The organism is Agromyces atrinae (assembly GCF_013407835.1).
Classification (GTDB): domain Bacteria; phylum Actinomycetota; class Actinomycetes; order Actinomycetales; family Microbacteriaceae; genus Agromyces; species Agromyces atrinae.
Genome location: NZ_JACCBI010000001.1, coordinates 1617520 through 1636030 on the forward strand (window position 1 = coordinate 1617520; position 18511 = coordinate 1636030).

Annotated in this window: 16 protein-coding genes; 6 read left to right on the forward strand and 10 right to left on the reverse strand. The window is 69.6% G+C overall.

The annotated features are described in order from the left end of the window. Nucleotides 1–73 precede the first annotated feature (73 nt). From BJ972_RS07775 to BJ972_RS07815, 9 genes are all read right to left on the reverse strand, one after another. Nucleotides 74–256, reverse strand: a complete 183-nt coding sequence (locus BJ972_RS07775) for a hypothetical protein (RefSeq protein WP_129176841.1) — start codon at nt 254–256, stop codon at nt 74–76. 36 nt (nt 257–292) lie between these two features. Beyond that, nucleotides 293–442, reverse strand: a complete 150-nt coding sequence (locus BJ972_RS07780; protein WP_164989985.1) for a hypothetical protein — start codon at nt 440–442, stop codon at nt 293–295. A gap of 365 nt (nt 443–807) precedes the next feature. Continuing rightward, nucleotides 808–1869: a GTP 3',8-cyclase MoaA gene (gene moaA, locus BJ972_RS07785; RefSeq protein WP_129176839.1), complete on the reverse strand. Its 1062-nt coding sequence runs from the start codon at nt 1867–1869 to the stop codon at nt 808–810. Continuing rightward, nucleotides 1866–2276 carry a molybdenum cofactor biosynthesis protein MoaE gene (locus BJ972_RS07790; protein ID WP_129176837.1) on the reverse strand — a complete coding sequence of 137 codons (411 nt, stop codon included), beginning with the start codon at nt 2274–2276 and terminating at the stop codon, nt 1866–1868. Before BJ972_RS07790 ends, moaA begins: the two co-directional genes overlap by 4 nt. Beyond that, nucleotides 2273–2785 (reverse strand): MogA/MoaB family molybdenum cofactor biosynthesis protein, encoded by a 513-nt coding sequence (locus tag BJ972_RS07795; protein WP_241830896.1) that lies wholly within the window; start codon nt 2783–2785, stop codon nt 2273–2275. Before BJ972_RS07795 ends, BJ972_RS07790 begins: the two co-directional genes overlap by 4 nt. Nucleotides 2786–2847: 62 nt before the next feature. Further along, nucleotides 2848–3501 (reverse strand): phosphatase PAP2 family protein, encoded by a 654-nt coding sequence (locus BJ972_RS07800; RefSeq protein WP_129176835.1) that lies wholly within the window; start codon nt 3499–3501, stop codon nt 2848–2850. A gap of 23 nt (nt 3502–3524) precedes the next feature. After that, nucleotides 3525–4802 carry a multidrug effflux MFS transporter gene (locus BJ972_RS07805; protein WP_241830895.1) on the reverse strand — a complete coding sequence of 426 codons (1278 nt, stop codon included), beginning with the start codon at nt 4800–4802 and terminating at the stop codon, nt 3525–3527. A gap of 281 nt (nt 4803–5083) precedes the next feature. Then, nucleotides 5084–6226, reverse strand: coding sequence for a glycerate kinase (locus tag BJ972_RS07810; RefSeq protein WP_129176833.1), 1143 nt, complete (start codon nt 6224–6226; stop codon nt 5084–5086). A 150-nt stretch (nt 6227–6376) separates the two neighbouring features. Then, a complete protein-coding gene (locus BJ972_RS07815; protein ID WP_241830894.1) occupies nt 6377–7192 on the reverse strand; it encodes an alpha/beta fold hydrolase in 816 nt (271 codons plus the stop codon). Between the two features lie 99 nt (nt 7193–7291). On the opposite strand from BJ972_RS07815, the gene BJ972_RS07820 reads away from it, so the two are divergent. The 3 genes from BJ972_RS07820 to BJ972_RS07830 all read left to right on the forward strand — a co-directional run bounded on the left by BJ972_RS07820 (nt 7292) and on the right by BJ972_RS07830 (nt 10468). Beyond that, nucleotides 7292–8620, forward strand: a complete 1329-nt coding sequence (locus BJ972_RS07820) for an ABC transporter substrate-binding protein (protein WP_164989984.1) — start codon at nt 7292–7294, stop codon at nt 8618–8620. A gap of 67 nt (nt 8621–8687) precedes the next feature. After that, nucleotides 8688–9620, forward strand: coding sequence for a carbohydrate ABC transporter permease (locus BJ972_RS07825; RefSeq protein WP_129176828.1), 933 nt, complete (start codon nt 8688–8690; stop codon nt 9618–9620). Then, complete coding sequence (locus BJ972_RS07830) at nt 9614–10468, forward strand: carbohydrate ABC transporter permease (protein WP_129176826.1); 855 nt, start codon at nt 9614–9616, stop codon at nt 10466–10468. The genes BJ972_RS07825 and BJ972_RS07830 overlap by 7 nt, the downstream gene beginning before the upstream one ends. A 120-nt stretch (nt 10469–10588) precedes the next feature. Here the strand turns inward: BJ972_RS07830 and BJ972_RS07835 are convergent, their stop codons facing one another. Next, nucleotides 10589–11500 (reverse strand): helix-turn-helix domain-containing protein, encoded by a 912-nt coding sequence (locus BJ972_RS07835; RefSeq protein ID WP_241830893.1) that lies wholly within the window; start codon nt 11498–11500, stop codon nt 10589–10591. Nucleotides 11501–11555: 55 nt separating this feature from the next. Here BJ972_RS07835 and BJ972_RS07840 point away from each other — a divergent pair, with 55 nt between their 5' ends. The 3 genes from BJ972_RS07840 to BJ972_RS07850 are packed head-to-tail and all read left to right on the forward strand — an operon-like array spanning nt 11556 to nt 18500. Further along, entirely contained in the window at nt 11556–14840 is a 3285-nt protein-coding gene (locus tag BJ972_RS07840) for a DUF5107 domain-containing protein (RefSeq protein ID WP_129176824.1), read from the forward strand. Next, nucleotides 14837–16156, forward strand: coding sequence for a cellulase-like family protein (locus BJ972_RS07845; RefSeq protein ID WP_129176822.1), 1320 nt, complete (start codon nt 14837–14839; stop codon nt 16154–16156). Before BJ972_RS07840 ends, BJ972_RS07845 begins: the two co-directional genes overlap by 4 nt. Continuing rightward, on the forward strand, nt 16149–18500 hold the full coding sequence (locus BJ972_RS07850) for a beta-galactosidase (RefSeq protein ID WP_129176820.1): 2352 nt from the start codon (nt 16149–16151) through the stop codon (nt 18498–18500). Before BJ972_RS07845 ends, BJ972_RS07850 begins: the two co-directional genes overlap by 8 nt. Nucleotides 18501–18511 lie beyond the last annotated feature (11 nt).

Here is an 18511-nt window from a genome sequence, read left to right on the forward strand (position 1 = left end):
CCGCGCGCACCGCGGCCGCGGGTCGGGAGTTGCGTCCGCGACCGCGATGCGCGGTCAGAGGGTCGTGCGGGTACTACGTGATCGCGATGCCGATGCCGATGCCGCCGAGCGCGGCACCACCCAGGCCGACGCCGATTCCGACGCCGCCGAAGAACGCTCCCCAGTCCCACGCCGCCTCGAGTGTTTCGAGCGGCTCGATGCCGGCGACGATCGAGGCGAACGCGGCATCCGTGTGGATGCGGTTCTCGATGGTCATGTAGTCACCTCCTTCCGAGGTCTCGACGGGTCCTGATCAGGTGATGGCGACGCCGATGACGACGCCGGCCCATGCCGCACCACCGGTCGCCCAGACTCCGACGCCGATTCCGACAGCCCATTCACCCCAACCCGGGGCCTCGAGATCCTCGAGGGGTTCGATGAGAGCGAGTTGCTCCTTCTGCATGTGCACCTCCTCTCGCTGTGTCGGGCACGCGCGATCGCCGAGGAGGTGCCCCCGCCCCGTCGACCGTGCGGCTCGCTGATGAACCGAACTCACGCAGGAAGATCACCTGCGTATGGGCAAGCATGTAAGGGTTTGCAGTTCGTGTCAACCGGCGCGCGTCATCGGTGGACAACTGAAACGTTCGATTGCGCGAAACGCGCGCTGTGCGTCATCCGCTCGCCGTCTCGACCGTCACGCAGGAGTGCCGTTCGTGCGCCGGAGTGCCGCACGATCGGCACTCGGGCGCGCGAACGGCACTCCGCCGGAAGTCTCGCGGCGCGGAGGAGTGAGGGAGGAGAAAAAGAGGGGGGATGACGCGGGCGAGGTCAGCCGCCGATGGCGTTCATGCCTCGGTCGGGCTGGAGGAAGCTCGGGTCGTTGATGCCGTGGCCCGGGAGCTTGTTGGCGATGCAGAGCCGCAGCATCTCGGCGAGCTCGTCGTCGCCGCCTCCCGCGCGGAGGATCGGCATGAGGTCGTACTCGCCGAGCGAGAAGAGGCAGTTGCGCAGCTGCCCGTCGGCCGTGAGACGCAGGCGATCGCACGCGCCGCAGAAGGGCGCGGTAACCGACGCGATGACGCCGACGGTGTGCGGGGTGTCATCGATGGTCCAGAGCTCGGCCGGGGCTCCCCCGCGACCCGGCACCGGTGTGAGCCGGAAGCGCGAGCGGAGCGTCGCGAGGATCTCCTCCTGCGTCACCATCGTCTGACGGTCCCACGTGTGCCCCGCGTCGAGCGGCATCTGCTCGATGAAGCGCATCTGGGCGTCGTGTTCGAGCGCGAACTCGACGAGGTCGACGAGCTCGTCGTCGTTGACTCCCCGCATCGCGACGGCGTTGATCTTGAGCGGGCGCAGCCCCGACTTCTGGGCGGCGCGGATACCCTCGGCGACGGCGTCGAACTTGTTGCGACGGGTCAGTTCGTGGAACCGGTCGGGGCGCACGGTGTCGAGGCTGATGTTCAGGCGATGCAGTCCCGCGGCGGCGAGGGGCTCCATGAGTTCGGGCAGGCGGATGCCGTTGGTCGTCATCGCGACCTGCATGGGTCCGTTGGCGCCCTCGATCGCCGCGATCCGGCGCACGATGTCGACGACGTCGGGGCGGAGGAGCGGTTCACCGCCCGTCAGCCGGATCGTCGTGATTCCCCAGTCGGCGGCGATGTGCGCGATGCGCACCATGTCGTCGGTCGAGAGGATGCTCGACTTCGCGAGCCACTCCACGCCCTCGGCGGGCATGCAGTAGGTGCAGCGCAACGAACACTTGTCGGTGAGCGAGATGCGGAGGTCACGGTGCACGCGCCCGAACCCGTCGACGAGCTCACGCGGCTCGCCGGCGACGTGTGCGGCGACGGCCGCGGGCCGCCGACCGATCGTGACGGGAACGGAGGTCATAGTCCCACCCAGTGCGCGCCGCCCGCGACGTCGTGCTGCTTCTTCCAGACGGGGAGGTCGGTCTTGACGGCCTCGATCAGCGCGCGGCTCGTCTCGAAGGCCTCGGCCCGGTGAGCGCTCGCGACGCACGCGACGAGGGCGTAGTCGCCGACGCCGAGACGACCGACGCGGTGGCTGATCGCGATCTTCACATCGGGGCCGCCGAAGCGCTCGACGAGTCCGGCGAGCACGCGCTCGGCATCGGGGTGCGCGCTGTATTCGATCGCGTCGACGACTCCGTCGACCGCGGGGTCATGATCGCGCACCTGACCGACGAACGACACGACGGCGCCGCAGTGCGGGTCGTCGACGGCACGCAGGTGCTCGTCGAGACTCAGGGGCGCATCGGTCACGCGTGCGATCGTCATCCGTGGTCTCCCCCGGCGAGCTGGCTCGCGATGTGGCCGAGAAGCGGCGTGAGCACCTCGAGCGATTCGGTCACGGCTCGCGGCGAGCCGGGCAGGTTCGCGACGAACGCGCGGTGCGAGCCGGTCGTCACGACACCCGCGACGGCTCGTGAGAGGGCAGCGGTCGGGGTCGCCTGCAGTCCGCGGGCGCGAAGCGCCTCGGCCACTCCGGGCACCTCGGCCGTGATCACGGCGCGCGTACCCTCGGGGGTCTCGTCGCGCGGGCCGAGTCCGGTGCCGCCGAGGGTCAGGATGACGCGAGCCCCGCCGTCGACCGCGTCGCGCAGCGCATCGGCGACCGCGGCCCTGCCGTCGGGGATGACGCGTAGGGCGACATCCGTGAAGCCGGACGTCGCGAGGGTGTCGATCGCAGCCGGACCGGACTCATCGACGTAGGTGCCGTTCGACGCGCGATCGGAGACGGTGATCACGACGATCACGATCTCTTCGGGGCGCATGCGCGGGGCCATGTGTCGAGCGTACCCGCGTTACCCGAGAGCGAGCCCGGTCGACGCCGTCGATAATCCGGATGTCAGGTGGTCTGGTGCCGGTGCGTCTCGTCGAAGAGCTTGTTCGCGAACGGCGCCCAGAGCACGAGGGCGACGCCCGCTCCGACGAGCACTCCGCCGAGCGTATCGGTGAGCCAGTGGGCCCCGAGGTACGTGCGGCTGACGAGCATGAGGACGGTGTACGCGACGCCCGCGATCCACACCCAGACGCGCGGGAAGATGATGCCGAGGGCCACGGCGATCGTCGCCGCGTTCGCCGTATGCCCCGACGGGAATGAGCCGAAGTCGGAGACGACGAGGATCTCGTCGGGGCGCGCTCGACCGAACGTGTGCTTCAGGATCTGCACGACGCCCGCACTCGCCGCCGAGGCGACGACGAAGAAGAGCGACGCCCACGGTCGTTTCACGAGCAGCAGGATGACGGCCACCCCGATCGGCACGACGAAGACGCCGATGATGCCGCCGCCGAGGTAGTTCATGCCGAGCGCGAGCGTCTCGCCGATCGGGCCGCGGACCTCGAGGATCTCCTGCATCCACTCCTCATCGATGTCGACGAGGCCGCCGCGCAGACCGATGAGCACTCCGAGGAGGGCGGCGAGCACGATCGCAGCCGCTCCACTGATGAGCGGAACACGTCGTCGAAGACGGCGCACGGCGGGCGAAACGGGCTCGGTCATCCCCCCAAACTAGTGGCTTCGCCTCACTCCGGCAGCGCCGGCACGGTGCGCGGGCGCACCACGGTCCAGAGCACGACCGTGCCGATGACGACCGCGCCCACCATGACGATGGCCATCGGTGTGGCGGCGGCGACGCCGAGCAGACCCACGATCGGCGAGATGATGCCGGCGAGGCCGAAGTTCATCGCGCCGAGGAGCGAAGCGGCGGTACCCGCCTCGGCTCCGTGGTTCGCGAGCGCGAGGACCTGCACGGCCGGGAAACCGAAGCCGCACGACGCGATGAAGACCCAGAGCGGGATGACGGTTCCCCAGAGGCCCGTGCCGGTCTGGTCGAGCACGATGATCGCGATGGCGGCGAGCATCTGGATCGACGTGACGCCGACCAGGATCCACTGCGGACCGACCCCGCGCCGCGACATGAGGCGCGACGAGATCTGCACACCGGCGACGACGCCGAGCGAGTTGACGGCGAAGAGCAGGCCGTACTGCTGTGCGTCGAAGCCGTAGACCTCCTGGAAGAGGAAGGACGAGCTCGACAGATAGGCGAAGAGGCCCGTGAAGTTCATGGCGCCGACGATCGCGACGCCGACGAAGACGCGGTCGTGGAAGAGCACGCGGTATCGGTCGCGCACGGTCGAGTGACCGGCGGCGTGGCGGTGCGACGCGGGGAGGGTCTCGACGATGAAGAAGAGCACCGCCGCCACGACGATCGCGCCGTAGGCGCCGAGCACCCAGAAGATGCCGCGCCAGTCCATGACGAGGAGGAGCTGCGAACCGATGACCGGCGCGAGCACGGGCGCGAGGCCGTTGACGAGGGCGAGACGCGAGAGCATGCGCACGAGCGGCTTGCCGCCGAACAGGTCACGCACCATCGCCATCGCGACGACACCGCCGGCCGCGGCTCCGAAGCCCTGGAGGACGCGGAAGACCGCGAGCCACGTGATGTCGGGCGCGAGCGCCGCACCGACGGAGGCCGCGATGTGCAGGAGTGTCGCGAGGATGAGCGGCAGACGACGCCCGACCTTGTCGCTCCACGGGCCGACGATGAGCTGGCCGAGACCGAATCCGACCATCGTCCCCGTGAGCGTCAGCTGGATCGCCGCGGCACCCACACCGAACTCGCCCTGCAGCACCGGGAAGGCGGGCAGGTAGAGGTCGATCGTGAACGGGCCGAGTGCGGTCAGCACGCCGAGCACGATGATGTAGACGAGACGCTGGCGACGGCTCAGGAGGTCGCCGGGGTGGCGGCCGGGAGCGAGGTCGCCGGGCAGGATGACGGGGATGGAGTTGGTCTGAGTCACGAAGTTCCTGGAACGAATATGCGGGGTGAGTGAGGGAGCACCGGCTCGGCCGCGCGTCAGGCGGGGGCGTCCGGGAAAAGAGGAGGACGACACTCGATGAGTGCCGTCCGGGTGATCGTGCTCGAGCGCGTGCGCCCTGCTCGAATCGATTCGACAAGCTGAAGTCTATCGCGTCATACGACGTCGTGCATCGTTTCACCGAGGAAAATCGAATCGATTCGGGAGAGTTCCTCGATCGTTCACGCAGGCCGGCTCGTCGACGTGCGACGACCGCGGAACGGTCAGCGCGAACCGAAGGACGCCGCGAGCCGTTCGCCCGCCGCGTGCAACCACCGAGCGGGGTCGTCCATCGCCGCGGGCACTCCCCCGGCGAGATCGACGAGGGCGACGGATGCCGCGAAGCCGGCGATCGCCGAGGGGTCGGTGTCTCCCGAGTCATCCGCTGCCGCGACCGCGTCGCGATCGATGCCTCCCGCCGCGAGGAACGCGGCGATGCCCTTCTCCTCGGCGAGGCGCAGCACTTCGCTCGGCACCTTGCCCGCCGCGGACTGGCCGTCGAAACGCCCCTCGCCGGTGATGACGGCCTCGGCCCCGGCGACCGACTCCGGGAGCGCGATGGCCTCGGCGACGGCACGAGCGCCTCCGCCCATCGATGCACCCCAGACGAGCAGGCCGAACCCTGCTCCTCCCGCGGCGCCGGCACCCGGCGCGGCGTGGTCGCCCCCGGTCACGGCGGCGAAGTGGGCGAGTGCGGTGTCGAGCTGGGAGATGTGCTCGGCGGTCGCGCCCTTCTGCGGCCCGAAGACGGCGGCGGCGCCGAGGTCGCCGAGCAGCGGATTGGTGACGTCGCTCAGCACGATGGCGCCGCCGGCGGGAAGGGCGCGCAGCTCCGACAGGTCGATGTCGGCGATGTTCGCGAGAGCGGCTCCGCCCGACGCGATCGGCTCGCCCGCGGCATCCGTGAATCGCGCGCCGAGGGCCGTGAGCGCGCCTGCTCCGCCGTCGGTCGACGCGCTGCCGCCGATCGCGAGCAGCAGCCGGTCGACGCCGTGATCGAGCGCGTCGGCGATCGCCTCGCCGAATCCGATCGAGTGCGCGTCGAGCGGCTGCAGGGGGTCGAGGAGCGTGATGCCGCTCGTCGCGGCGAGTTCGACGACGGCCGTGCCTGCGCCGTCGCCCGGCAGCAGCAGCCAGTACGTGTCGACCGGTCGGGAATCGGGCCCCTGCACTGTGACGGGCATGCGCCGCGAACCGGGCACCGCGGCCTCGAACGCCTCGAGGGTGCCCTCGCCGCCGTCGGCCATGGGGGCGAGCACGATCTCGTCGTCCGGCCGCACCGATGCCCAGCCCGCGGCGAGCGCCCGGGCCACGTCGGGGGCGTCGATCGTGCCCTTGAACGAGTCGGGAGCGATGACGATGCGCATGGTTCCTCCGGTTCGAATGTGCCCTTCCACTGTGCCACGCCTCCCGCCCGCCCTTGTTCGCTACTCCGTGCGCCGTCTCGGCGTCACGACACGCTGGGATTCTGCGCGATGACCAGCGTGTCGTGACGCCGAGACGGAATGGGGGGCGGGTCAGAGGGCGGAGCGGAGGGCGGCGATCCAGGCGTCGTGCGCGTCGAGGTGGGCGTCGTGCGAGGCGCCCGGCAGATCGAGGCGGATGACGGATCGACCGCGATCCACGAAGGCGGCGCGCTGCTCCTCCGAGAACATGCCGTGCTCCCCGAAGACGACGAGCGTCGGCGTCGTGACGCCCTCCCACTCCGCCCAGCGCGGCTCGGCCACCGCCGAGGCCGTCGCTTCCATGACATCCGCGTCGAATCTCGGGCGGAGGCCGTCGACTCCGCTCTCGAGGCCGGCGATCCACGCCTCCTGCAGCACACCCTCGCCGAGGAACGCGCGGGCGGCGGCGACGTCGGCGAAGGGCAGCGGCCACGACCGGAAGTAGTCGCCGAGGGCCGCGCTCTCATCACCGTTCTCGCCCCCGGCCCCGCCCTCGAGCAGCACGAGCCGGTCGACGAGGTCGGGGCGCGAAGCCGCGACGAGCATCGCCGTGTGAGCACCCATCGACTGGCCCACGAGCACGACGGGCGCGACCCCGAGCGACTCGATCACCGCGACGACATCTGCGACGAACGCCGCCCGGGAGAGATCCTCGGGGCGGCGCGTGCTGCGGCCGTGACCGCGCAGGTCGACGAGCACGACACGATGGTCGGCGAGGGCCTCGGCCGTCGGAATGAACTCGTCGCGGCACCCCGCAAGACCGTGCAGCACGACGACCGCACGACTCTCCCCCGCTTCTGCGACGGCGATCTCGGCCCCGTCGGTGCGGATGACGCGCTCGGTGAACTCCATACGACGAGCGTGCCACGAGATCAGCGAATCCTCCATGAAGTCGACACTTTTCACCATGGGGACGCGGCCGAGCACGGCGTAGGTTCAAGAGCCGCAGCAGCTATGAACCGTTTCACAACCAGGGAGCTACCAGCAATGTCGCACAGCCCATCCTCCAGCCGACGACGCCTCGGCGTACTCGGTGCCGCGGTCGCCGCGGTCGTCCTGCTCTCGTCGTGCGCGGCGTCCGACGGCGGAGATTCCGCCTCCGGCGAGCCCGTCGAGATCACGTTCCAGTCGTGGGTGCCGAACATCGACCGCGCCGTCGATGCGTTCAACGAGTCCCACGACGACATCAACGTCACCCTCGAGACCATCACCGCAGGCCCCGACGGCGGCTACGCCAAGATGCTCTCCGCCGTCCAGGCGGGAAACCCGGCAGATGTCGCACAGCTCGGCTATGACTCCATCCCCGACTTCCTCGTCGCCGACGCCCTCGAGGACATCACCGAGTACACGGCCGACTCGGCCGACCTCTTCACCGAGTGGCAGTGGGAGACGGGCGTCTTCGACGGCCAGGTCTACTCGGTGCCGCAGGCGAGCGGACCGCTCGGCCAGTTCTACCGCAAGGACATCTTCGACTCGCTCGGGCTCTCGCACCCGACGACGTGGGACGAGTACTACGAGGCCGCCAAGGTCATCCGCGCATCCGACCCGAACCGCTACATCGCGGCCTTCGCCTTCAACCAGGCTCCGTGGATGATCGGACTCGCCCAGCAGGGCGGCGCCGAGTGGTTCGCGACCGAGGGCGACTCGTGGAAGGTCGCGATCGACGACGAAGAGACCCTCAAGGTCGCGAACTTCTGGCAGAAGCTCATCGATGAGGATCTCGTGAAGATCGTCGCCGACATGTCAAGCGAATGGAACGCCGACGTGCAGAACGGCAACATCGTCTCGTGGATCTCCGGCTCCTGGGCCGCGGGAATCGTGAGCGGCACCGCGCCCGACACGGCCGGCAACTGGGCCGTCGGCGCCATGCCGCAGTGGAGCGACGGCGAGACCGCGTCGGCGACGTGGGCCGGCGGCTCCGCGAGCGTGGTGCTCAAGGGCTCGAAGCACCCGAAGGAAGCGGCCGAATTCGCCCTCTGGCTCAACAGCGACCCCGAGAGCGTGTCGATCCTCACGAGCATCGGTGCGGGCTGGCCCGCGATCCGCGACCTCGACTCCGTGGCATCCCTGCAGGACGACCCCGAGGTCTTCGCCTTCTTCGGCGGCCAGAACATCTGGGACGTCTTCGCCGAATCGGATGCCGCCGTGGCAGCCACCTGGCAGTGGCCGCCGCTGTCGTCGACGCTCTTCGCCGACCTCACCGACAACGTGAAGGCCGCCGTCGAGAACAAGACGCCGATCGCCGACGCATTCGTCGCGACTCAGGCCGACATGGTCGCCGCCCTCGAGGGCCGCGGCATCTCGGTCGCGAAGTAGTCATCCGTCGGGGGCGGGGCGCACACCGCGCCCCGCCCCCGCTCTCACGCAGAACCCGAAAGCACTCATGACCACCAGCACCGCACCGGCAGAGGCCCCGCCGAACCGCGCCCGGCAACGAGCACCGTTCGCCCTGTGGATCCTCCTCGTCCCCTTCCTCGTGATGTTCGCCGCGTTCTTCATCGCGCCGATCGTCTACGCCGTCGTCGACAGCCTCTTCGCACAGAAGAGCGGCGGACTCGGCTTCGGCCCGCCCGAGCGCGTCTTCGTGTTCTTCGACAACTACGTCACGGCCCTCTCGAACCCGACGTTCGTCGAGAGCCTCGGGCGTCTGCTGGTGTTCTCGGCGATCGAGGTGCCGCTCATGGTCGCGACGGCACTCGTGCTCGCGCTCCTCCTCGAGTCGGGTCGTGCCGCCTTCCCCCGCGTCTTCCGCGTCATGTACTTCATGCCCTACGGCGTTCCCGGCGTCATCGCCGCCCTCCTCTGGGGCTTCCTCTACATCCCCGCGACGAGCCCGATCGTTCAGGGGCTGTCGAACATCGGCATCAGCATCAACCCGCTGAGCTCCGACGCGGTGCTCTTCGCGATCGCGAACATCGCCCTCTGGGGCTTCGCGGGCTACAACATGCTCATCCTCATCGCCGCCCTCAACGCCATCCCCTCGGAGCTCTACGAAGCCGCGCGCCTCGACGGCGCGAGCGAATGGCACATGATCTGGCACATCAAGCTGCCGCTCGTGCGCCCCTCGATCATCCTCATCACGGTCTTCACGATCATCGGAACACTGCAGCTCTTCGTCGAGCCGCTCGTGCTCCGCCCGCTCACGACCGCGATCAACTCCGACTTCACCCCCAACCTCGCCGCCTACAACCAGGCGTTCGCGCAGGGCAACCCGAACCTCGCGGCCGCCATGGCCGTCATCGTCGCCCTCCTCGGCTTCGCGTTCTCGTTCGGCTTCCTCCGCCTCGTCAACCGGAAGGAGAACCGAGCATGGTGACCGATACCCGCGCGAGTCTCACGAGCCGCGTGCTCGTCAACGGCGCCCTGATGCTCGCCGCCCTCTACTTCCTCCTGCCCGTCGTCTGGGTGCTCTTCGCCGCGACGAAGTCGACGAGCGACCTGTTCGGCACGTTCGGCCTGTGGTTCTCCGACTCACCGCAGGCGTGGCAGAACCTCGTTCAGCTCTTCACGCGCGACGGCGGGACGTTCTCGCTGTGGATGCTCAACAGCGTCATCTACTCGGGCGTCGGCGCCTTCGTCGCGATGGTGCTCTCGGCCGCGGCCGGCTACGCCTTCGCGAAGTACCGCTTCCGCGGGCGCGAGACGCTCTTCTCCGTCATCCTCGGCGGTGTTCTCGTGCCGGCGACGATCATCGCTCTGCCGCTCTACTTCCTGCTCAACACGGTGGGACTCACGGGCAGCTACTGGAGCGTGCTGCTGCCGAGCATGGTGAGCCCGTTCGGCGTGTACCTCGCGCGCATCCACGCCAATGCGTCGGTGCCCGATGAGGTCATCGAGGCCGCGCGTCTCGACGGAGCGAACGACGTGCGCATCTTCGGATCGATCGCGACGCGCATGATGACGCCCGCGCTCGTGACGATCTTCCTGTTCCAGTTCGTGACGATCTGGAACAACTACCTGCTGCCGCTCGTGATGCTGAACGACACGAAGTCGTTCCCCATTACGCTCGGCCTCACGCTGTGGAACTCGCAGACCCAGCGCGACCCCGCGTTCTACCAGCTCGTGGTCACGGGTGCCGCGGTGTCGACGATCCTGCTCGTCGCGCTCATGGTGTCGTTGCAGCGCTTCTGGAAGGCCGACCTCGCGGCGGGTTCCACGAAGTAACCCTCGCTCTTCTGTCTCGGCGTCACGTTTGCGCTGTTCGGCCCGTCCGGACAGCGCAAACGTGACGCCGAGACGTGTTTTCGGGTGCGGGGCGGGCGGGGCGGATGACGCGGGCGGGCGTCATCCCTTGCGCTGGGCGCGGTAGATCGTGGGGCTCACGCCGTGCGCCTGGCGGAACTGGCGCGAGAAGTAGAACTGATCGGCGTAGCCGACGGCCCGTCCGACCTCGGCGATCGGCTGCTCAGTCGTGTCGAGGAGCGAGCGGGCACGCGCCATGCGGAGCGCCGTGTGGTGCGCCGTCACTCCCCCGCCCGTCGCGTGCCGGAAGAGCGCGCTCAGGTGCGACGGCGAGATGCCGACGAGGGACGCGAGCTCGGGCACGGTGATCTGACCGTCGATGCGTTCGGCGAGATAGTTCATCGCCCGTTCGAGCGGTTCGCCCTGCTCGGGCAGGCGACGATCGACGGCGAGCTGCGTCAGGAGCCGCCACGCCATGCCCGAGACGGCGAGCAGGCGCGCGGGCGACTGGTCGCGTTCGAGAGCTGTGACGATCTCGTCCATCGAGGCGACGACGCGATCGACGCCTCGCAGCGAGATGACCGGATGCAGGGCGTCGACGCCGGCGACCTCGGCCAGGTCGGCGAGGTCGGTGCCGCGCACGTGGCACCACCAGATCGTCCAGGGGCGATCGCTCGTGCCGTACGCGTGCGGCGTGCCCGGAGCGAGCAGCACGGCGGTGCCCGGCCCGACGCGGTGACGCTGCCCCGCGGTCTCGACCCAGCCCTCGCCCGCGGTGCAGACGATGACGATCGCCTCGGCGCTGCCTTCGGGGCGTTCGCGCCGGTGGCCCTCGGCCGCGGGGAAGCTGCCGGCGTCGGTGACGAGCAGCCGCCGCGTGACGGGTGCGACGAGCGCGGCCTCGACGAGAGGCTGCGGCACGACGACGAGGCGTTGATTGACGAATCCGTCACGACGTTCCATGCCGTCGATCTTCTCAGACGCCGTCGCGAACGAGACCGGCGGATTCTCCATGCGACCCGGTCGATCCGCCATTCACCCCTCGTGCGGGCGCTCCTAGCCTGGATTCGTGTCAGAGACTTCACCGAGCCGAATCGCCCTGCCCGATGCTCCCGCCGATCAGCGGGAGATCCTCCATGCCGGGGGTGTCGCCTGCTGGAGCGAGGCGATCGAGATCGACACGTACGAGCCGGCCCAGCCCGACCGCTACCCGCTCTTTCTCGACCGTCGCGTCTACCAGGGTTCGAGCGGCAAGATCTATCCGCTGCCGTTCGTCGACCGCATCGCGACGACGAAGGCCCCGCGGCTGTGGCAGGCAATCCATCTCGAGAACCAGTGGGTGCGTCTGACGCTCCTGCCCGAGATCGGCGGTCGCATCCACATCGGTTACGACAAGACCAACGGGTACGACTTCTTCTACCGCAACAACGTCATCAAGCCCGCGCTCGTCGGCCTCGGCGGGCCGTGGATCTCGGGCGGCGTCGAGTTCAACTGGCCGCAGCACCACCGCCCGGCGACGTTCCTGCCGGTCGAGGCCTGCATCGAGCGCGAGGACGACGGCGCTGTGACGGTGTGGCACAGCGACATTGACCCCCTGCAGCGGATGCGCGGCACGCACGGCGTGCGCCTGACGGGCGACTCGTCGCTCATCGAAGTGCGCGCGAAGCTCTTCAACCGCACCGACGTCGAGCAGACGTTCCTGTGGTGGGCGAACGTCGCCGCGCGTTCCGACCACGACTACCAGTCCTTCTTCCCGACGGATGTGAACTACGTCGCCGACCACGCCCGGCGCGCGATCACGGCCTTCCCGAACGCCGACCGGCCGTACTACGGGGTCGACTACCCGGCTCTCGCCGCCGAACGCCCCGGTGCCGACCGCATCGACCTCTACGCGAACATCCCGGTGCCGAGCTCGTACATGATCACCGACACCGACGACGACTTCTTCGGCGGCTACGACCACACCGCTCAGGCCGGATTCGTGCACTGGGCCGACCGCAGCATCTCGCCCGGCAAGAAGCAGTGGACGTGGGGCGACGGCGCGATCGGTCGCGCGTGGGACCGTCTGCTGACGGATGACGACGGGCCCTACGTCGAGCTCATGGCCGGTGTGTACACCGACAACCAGCCCGACTTCAGCTACCTCGCGCCGGGAGAGACCCGCGAGTTCAGCCAGTACTGGTACCCGATCCAGGCGATCGGCGCGGCCCACCAGGCGACGCGGGATGCCGCGGTGAGCGTCGACGTCGACGGCGGCGTGACTCGCATCGGCGTCGTGTCGACACGGGTCGTCGACGTCACGATCACCGCCGAGCTCGAGGGGCGTCGAATCAACGCGTGGTCGGCATCGCTCGCACCGGGCGTGCCGTTCACCGTCGAGACCGAGGTGCCCGGCGCGCGGTCGCGCGATGACCTCACGGTGCGCGTCGAGTGCGGCGACGGGCTCCTCGTCGAGTGGATCGGCCGCCACCGCGACGCGGGGGCCGAGCCGTGGGTCGCGACGGAGCCGCCGCTGCCGGCGGAGATCGACTCGTCGGACGAGCTCTACCTCACGGGACTTCACCTCGAGCAGTACCGTCACCCCACGCGCGCCTCCGGGCCGTACTTCGCCGAGATCATCGCTCGCGATGCCGGTGACACACGAGCCAACGAGGCGCTCGCTCGCCTCGCGCTGCGCCGGGGCGAGTACACGGTCGCTCTCGATCACCTCGACGCGGCCCTCGCCCGTGAGACGCGCCGGAACCTCAACCCGCGAAGCGGAGGAGCGCACTACGTGCGAGCGCTCGTCCTCGAGCGTCTCGGTCGCGACGCTGAAGCTGCGCGCGACTTCGGAAAGGCGGCGTGGGACGGATCGTTCGCCCTGCCCGCACGACTCGGGCTGGCGCGCATCGCGTTGCGCACGGGAGACGCGGCTGCCGCGCTCGACGCGAGCGAGGCCGCCCTTGCGATCGATGCCCGCAACACGACCGCCGTCGCCGCTCGTGTCGCGGCCCTCCTCGACCTCGGCCGGGCGGACGATGCTCGGGAAGCGCTCGGCACCGCCCGCTCGATCGATCCGCTCGATCCCCTTCTGCAGGCCCTCGACGGATGCCTCGAACCGGTCGACCCTCGCACGCTGCTGCTCGTGGCCGTCGAGCTCGGCCGACTCGGCCGCACCTCGGATGCTCTCGAGGTCGCGACGCGGGCCGCTTCGGCCTCGGCCGGGGTCTTCGGCAATCCCGCGCCCGTCGCGCACTACGTCGCCGCCGCTCTGCTCGACGCGGCCGGCGAGCACTCTGCCGCTCGTGATGAGAGGGAAGCGGCCCGCCATACCGACGTGCGACTCGCCTTCCCCGCGGGCCTCGACGAGCACGACGCCCTCCGCGCGGCCCTCGTCGCCGACCCCGACGATGCCGTGGCGCGAGCACTTCTCGGATGCTGGCTGCTCGACGCGGACCGCACCCCCGACGCCCTCGTCGAACTCGAACGGGCCTTGGCCCTCGGCTCGACCGACCCCGTCGCATGGCGGAACACGGCGATCGCGCTCGTGAACACGGGCGGTGACACGTCGCGCGCTGACGAGTTGCTCGCGCGTGCCCTCGAACTCGGCGGCGATGAACGCGTCGTGTTCGAGCGCGACCAGCTCGCCGCCCTCCGCGGAATCGGCTCGGCCGAGCGTCTCGCCCTCATCGAAGGCGCGGTGCCCGGAGTTCCCGAGCGCGACGACCTCGCGATCTCGATGCTCGGACTGCTCGTCGACATCGGGCGCCATGCCGATGCCCTCGCGATCCTCGGCGAGCGCAGCTTCGCCCCGTTCGAGGGCGGAGAGGGGCAGGTCATCGCCGTCTTCGACCGGGCCACGATCGCCGTCGCACGTGATCTCGTGGAGTCGGGCCGCGCGGCCGAGGCCGTCGAGCTTCTGCGTGATGGCATCGACGCACCGCTCAATCTGGGCGAAGGGCGTCATCCTGCCGCTCCTCTCGCCGCACGTCTCGTCGCGCTCGGCGATGCCGCGCTGGTCGCGGGCGATACGGCTGCCGCGCACGCGGCGTGGCGACGGGCCGTCGAGGGCGGCGGTTCCCTCGCGGTCGGTGAGCGACCGATCGACGCTGACCGCTTCGCCGTCGGTCTCGCGTACGCACGCCTCGGGGAGGAAGCCGCCGCACGCGCCATCCGCCTCGAACTCGATGATCGCGCCGCTGAACTCGAAGCCCGCCCTGATCCTGTCGACTATTTCGCCACCTCCTTGCCGGAGCTTTTGCTCTTCTCGCTGCACTCCGACGAGAATCGGGCACGACGGGCCGACGTTCTGCGAAGCCTCGCCGATGAGCTCGACCGAGCGACCACTCCCGTCACGGAAGGCGCCCCCGCATGACCCGCTACCTCGGCTCCGGATACGCCGTCGACGACACCTCGAGCCTGACGGGAGCGATTCCGTCCCATCTGCCCTCCCGCCTCACCGTGTGCCTCTGGGACTTCTCGTGGTACACCCGCGCCGGGGCAGGCGAGCCCTACGCCGACCTCGACCGCGCGCTCGATGAGACCGCCGCTCGCGGGTACAACGCCGTGCGCATCTGCGCGGCGCCGCTGCTGACCTACGGAGGCGACGAGCTCGGCCTCGATGACCTCGCCGCGGCGCTCGAGATCGAGGGCATGGGCGCCCGGGCCGACGGCGGATACTTCGGCGACGGCACCCGCTGGTACGACACCCCGGGCGGATACACCATCGACGTGCGGGAGCGGCTCCTGTCGCTCATCCGCGGCGCGCACGAACGCGGCATCGTCGTCGTCCTCGCGAGCTGGGAGTACCAGCAGTCGCCCGCATATGCCGCCGATCCTCGCTGGTTCCGCGCGATCGATGCCGTGCCGCTCGATCGACGTCACCGCGTGCTCGCCGAGGCCTTCGACCGCATGCTCACCGCCGTCGAGGCCGAGGGTCTCGGCGACGCGATCGCGTTCACCGAGCTGCACAACGAGATCGACTTCTCGATCCTCCCGGGCCTCGAGGGAGACTCGCCGGACGGAGCGCTCGCCTCGATGGAGTGGCTGCGCGCCGAGCATCCCGGCCAGCTCGTGACCGTGTCGTTCGGCAAGCCGCCCCACCTCGCGATGCACCGCGTTCCCGCCGGGCCGGATGTCGCGCAGTTCCATATCTACAGCTACGGCGTGCTCGATGCGTTGCAGCAGCGGCTCGACATCCGTTCCGAGGGAACCGAGGGCTTCCCGAACGCCGAGCTGCGCGCCCTCCAGGTCGCGGATGCGCCGACGTTCGAGGCCTACGGTCGGCCCGCTGCGTGGAAGCTCGATGCGACCGTCGTGACCGATCAGATGTTCTACGGCTACGACACGATCGACGCGGCCGCGTGGGATGCCTGGCTCGACGAGCACTACCCCGCGTTCCACGAGGTCATGATGCGAGAGATCGAATCGCGCGTCATCGCCGTTGCCGCCTGGGCCCGCTGGCGCGGGGTTCCGATGGTCGTCGGCGAAGGCTGGATCGGCTACACGCCGCTGCGCGGACGGTTCGAGGAAGGGCCGCGCGGGCGCGCCCTCGCCGAACACGGCATTCGCACCGCTCTCGAGCACGGCGCGTGGGGAGTCGTCGCGTGCTCGAATGCGGCGCCCCACCATCCGATGTGGGCGGATGTCGCCTGGCAACGCTCGATCAACGAGGAGGTGCTCGATGTCTGAGGCACGCACGCCGGCAGGGCAGGCACTTCGCGTCATCCACTCGCCGTGGGCGGCTCCCCTGAGCCGGCCCGCCATGGCGAACGACGTCGATCGGCACGAGCGCATCGGGCTCACGAACCGCTACCTCGAGCGCGACGGGCGCCCTGTCGTACCTGTTTCGGGAGAGTTGCACTATTCACGGGTACCTCGCTCGGAATGGCGTGAGCGCCTTCACCTGATGCGCTCCGGCGGCGTGACCGTCGTCGCGACCTACGTCTTCTGGATCCACCATGAACCATCGCGAGGGTCGATCTCGTTCGACGATGGACTCGACCTCGCGGCATTCGTCGGACTGTGCGCCGAGCTCGAGCTCGACGTCGTCGTTCGCCTCGGCCCGTGGTGCCATGGTGAGGTGCGCAACGGTGGCTTCCCCGACTGGGTGAACGCGCTGCCGGTCAAGCACCGCACCGACGACCCGGCCTACCTCGCGGTCGTCACGACATGGTTCGAACGCCTCGCGGCCGAGCTCGCACCGCTCTGCGGACCGACGAGCGCCGTCATCGGCGTCCAGATCGAGAACGAACTCTACGACCAGCCGGAGCACATCTCGACGCTGAAGTCGCTCGTGCGCGGACTCGGAATCACCGCGCCCCTGTACACGGCGACGGCGTGGGGCGGAGCGGACCTGCCCGAGGGCGACGTGCTTCCGCTCTTCGGCGGCTACGCGGACGGCTTCTGGGTCGATGCCGGCGGGCCCTGGGACGAGACCTTCCGCGAGCACTTCCTCTTCTCTCACGTGTGGGACGACCCGGGCATCGGAGCCGACCTCCGTGCCGACCTTCCCGTCGAACCGCCCCGGCTTCCGTCGTCGCTCTTCCCCGCCGCGACGTGCGAGATCGGTGGCGGCATGGCGACCGCGTACCACCGTCGGCCGGTGCTCAGTGCCAGCACGATCGGCGCCGTCGGGCTCGCGAAGATCGGCAACGGCTCGGCCTGGCAGGGCTTCTACATGTACGCGGGCGGCTCGAACCCGGTCGACGGGGTGCAGGAATCGCAGGCGACGGGGTATCCGAACGACCTGCCGCGCTTCGACTACGACTTCCACGCGCCGGTCGGAGCCGCAGGCACTCTCGCGCCCTCGCATGCCACGCTGCGTCGTCAGCATGCCTTCCTCGCCGCCTTCGGCGACCGGCTCGCGACGATGCCGTCGAGTCTTCCCGAGCAGCGCCCGACGGGAGTGCATGATTCGACGACGCTGCGGTGGGCTCTGCGGAGCGATGGCTCAGCAGGCTTCGTCTTCATCTCGTGGACCCAGCCGTACGAGCCCCTCGCCGATGCGCCGGGCGTGAGATTCGCCCTCGAACTCGATGAAGGGATCACCGAGTTCCCCACGCAGGCCATCACCATTCCCGAGGGGACCCTCGCCCACTGGCCCGTCGGTCTCGAACTCGACGGAGTCACCGTGCGGTGGGCGACGGCATCGGCCCTCACCGTTCTGCCCGGACGCGATCGGTCGACACTCGTCCTCGCGGCCGAGGCGCGGATCGATGTCGAGGTCGCGTTCGGTGACGGACACCTCGTCGATGGTGAGCCCGTCGCCGGGTCGAAGCGACTCGGCGCCGGCACGCACCGAGTGACGAACGCGAACGGTGCCGCCATCGATCTGCTCGTGCTCACCGACGCGGAGAGCGACCGGGCCTGGGTACTCGGCGATGACGACCGCGTTCTCGTGCTGAGCGACGAACCGGTGTGGCTCGAGCGCCCCTCCAGAGGCACAGCTCTCACCCCGAACGACGGCGTTCTCCTGGCCGTGCGGAGCGCGACCCGACCCGACGTACGTCGGTACGACACGGAGGCCGCTGCGTTCACGCCGGTTTCGTTCGAGAGCGCACCGTCGAGCGACTCGCACGGCACCGCTTCCGTGATCGTGACCCCGCTGCGGGGCGCGGCGGAGGTTCCGGCGACGTACGGGGAATTCAACGGACGAGCGTCGTCACCGTCATCCGCCGCGATCGCCGAACTCGCCGCCGTCTGGTCGGTGGAGTCCCTGGGCGCCTCTGCCACGGACACCCGGCGGACACTCACCATCGAGTGGGCGGGCGATGTCGCCGTGCTCGAGGTCGACGGTGCAGCGGTCGCCGATCGATTCTGGGACGGCACCCCGTGGATCGTCGATGCCGACTCCCTCGGAATCTCGGAATCGTCGACGACGAGTATTCGGATCGTGCCCTTGCACCCGGCTGCGGCGATCAGCCTGGCCGATGGTGCAGAAGCCCGTCGGGCCGAGAGCGCCGGACCTCTCGTCTCACTCGACGGCGTGCGGATGACGCGAACGGCTGTGTGGCGTTCGTCGCTGGCTCGCTGATATCGGGAGAC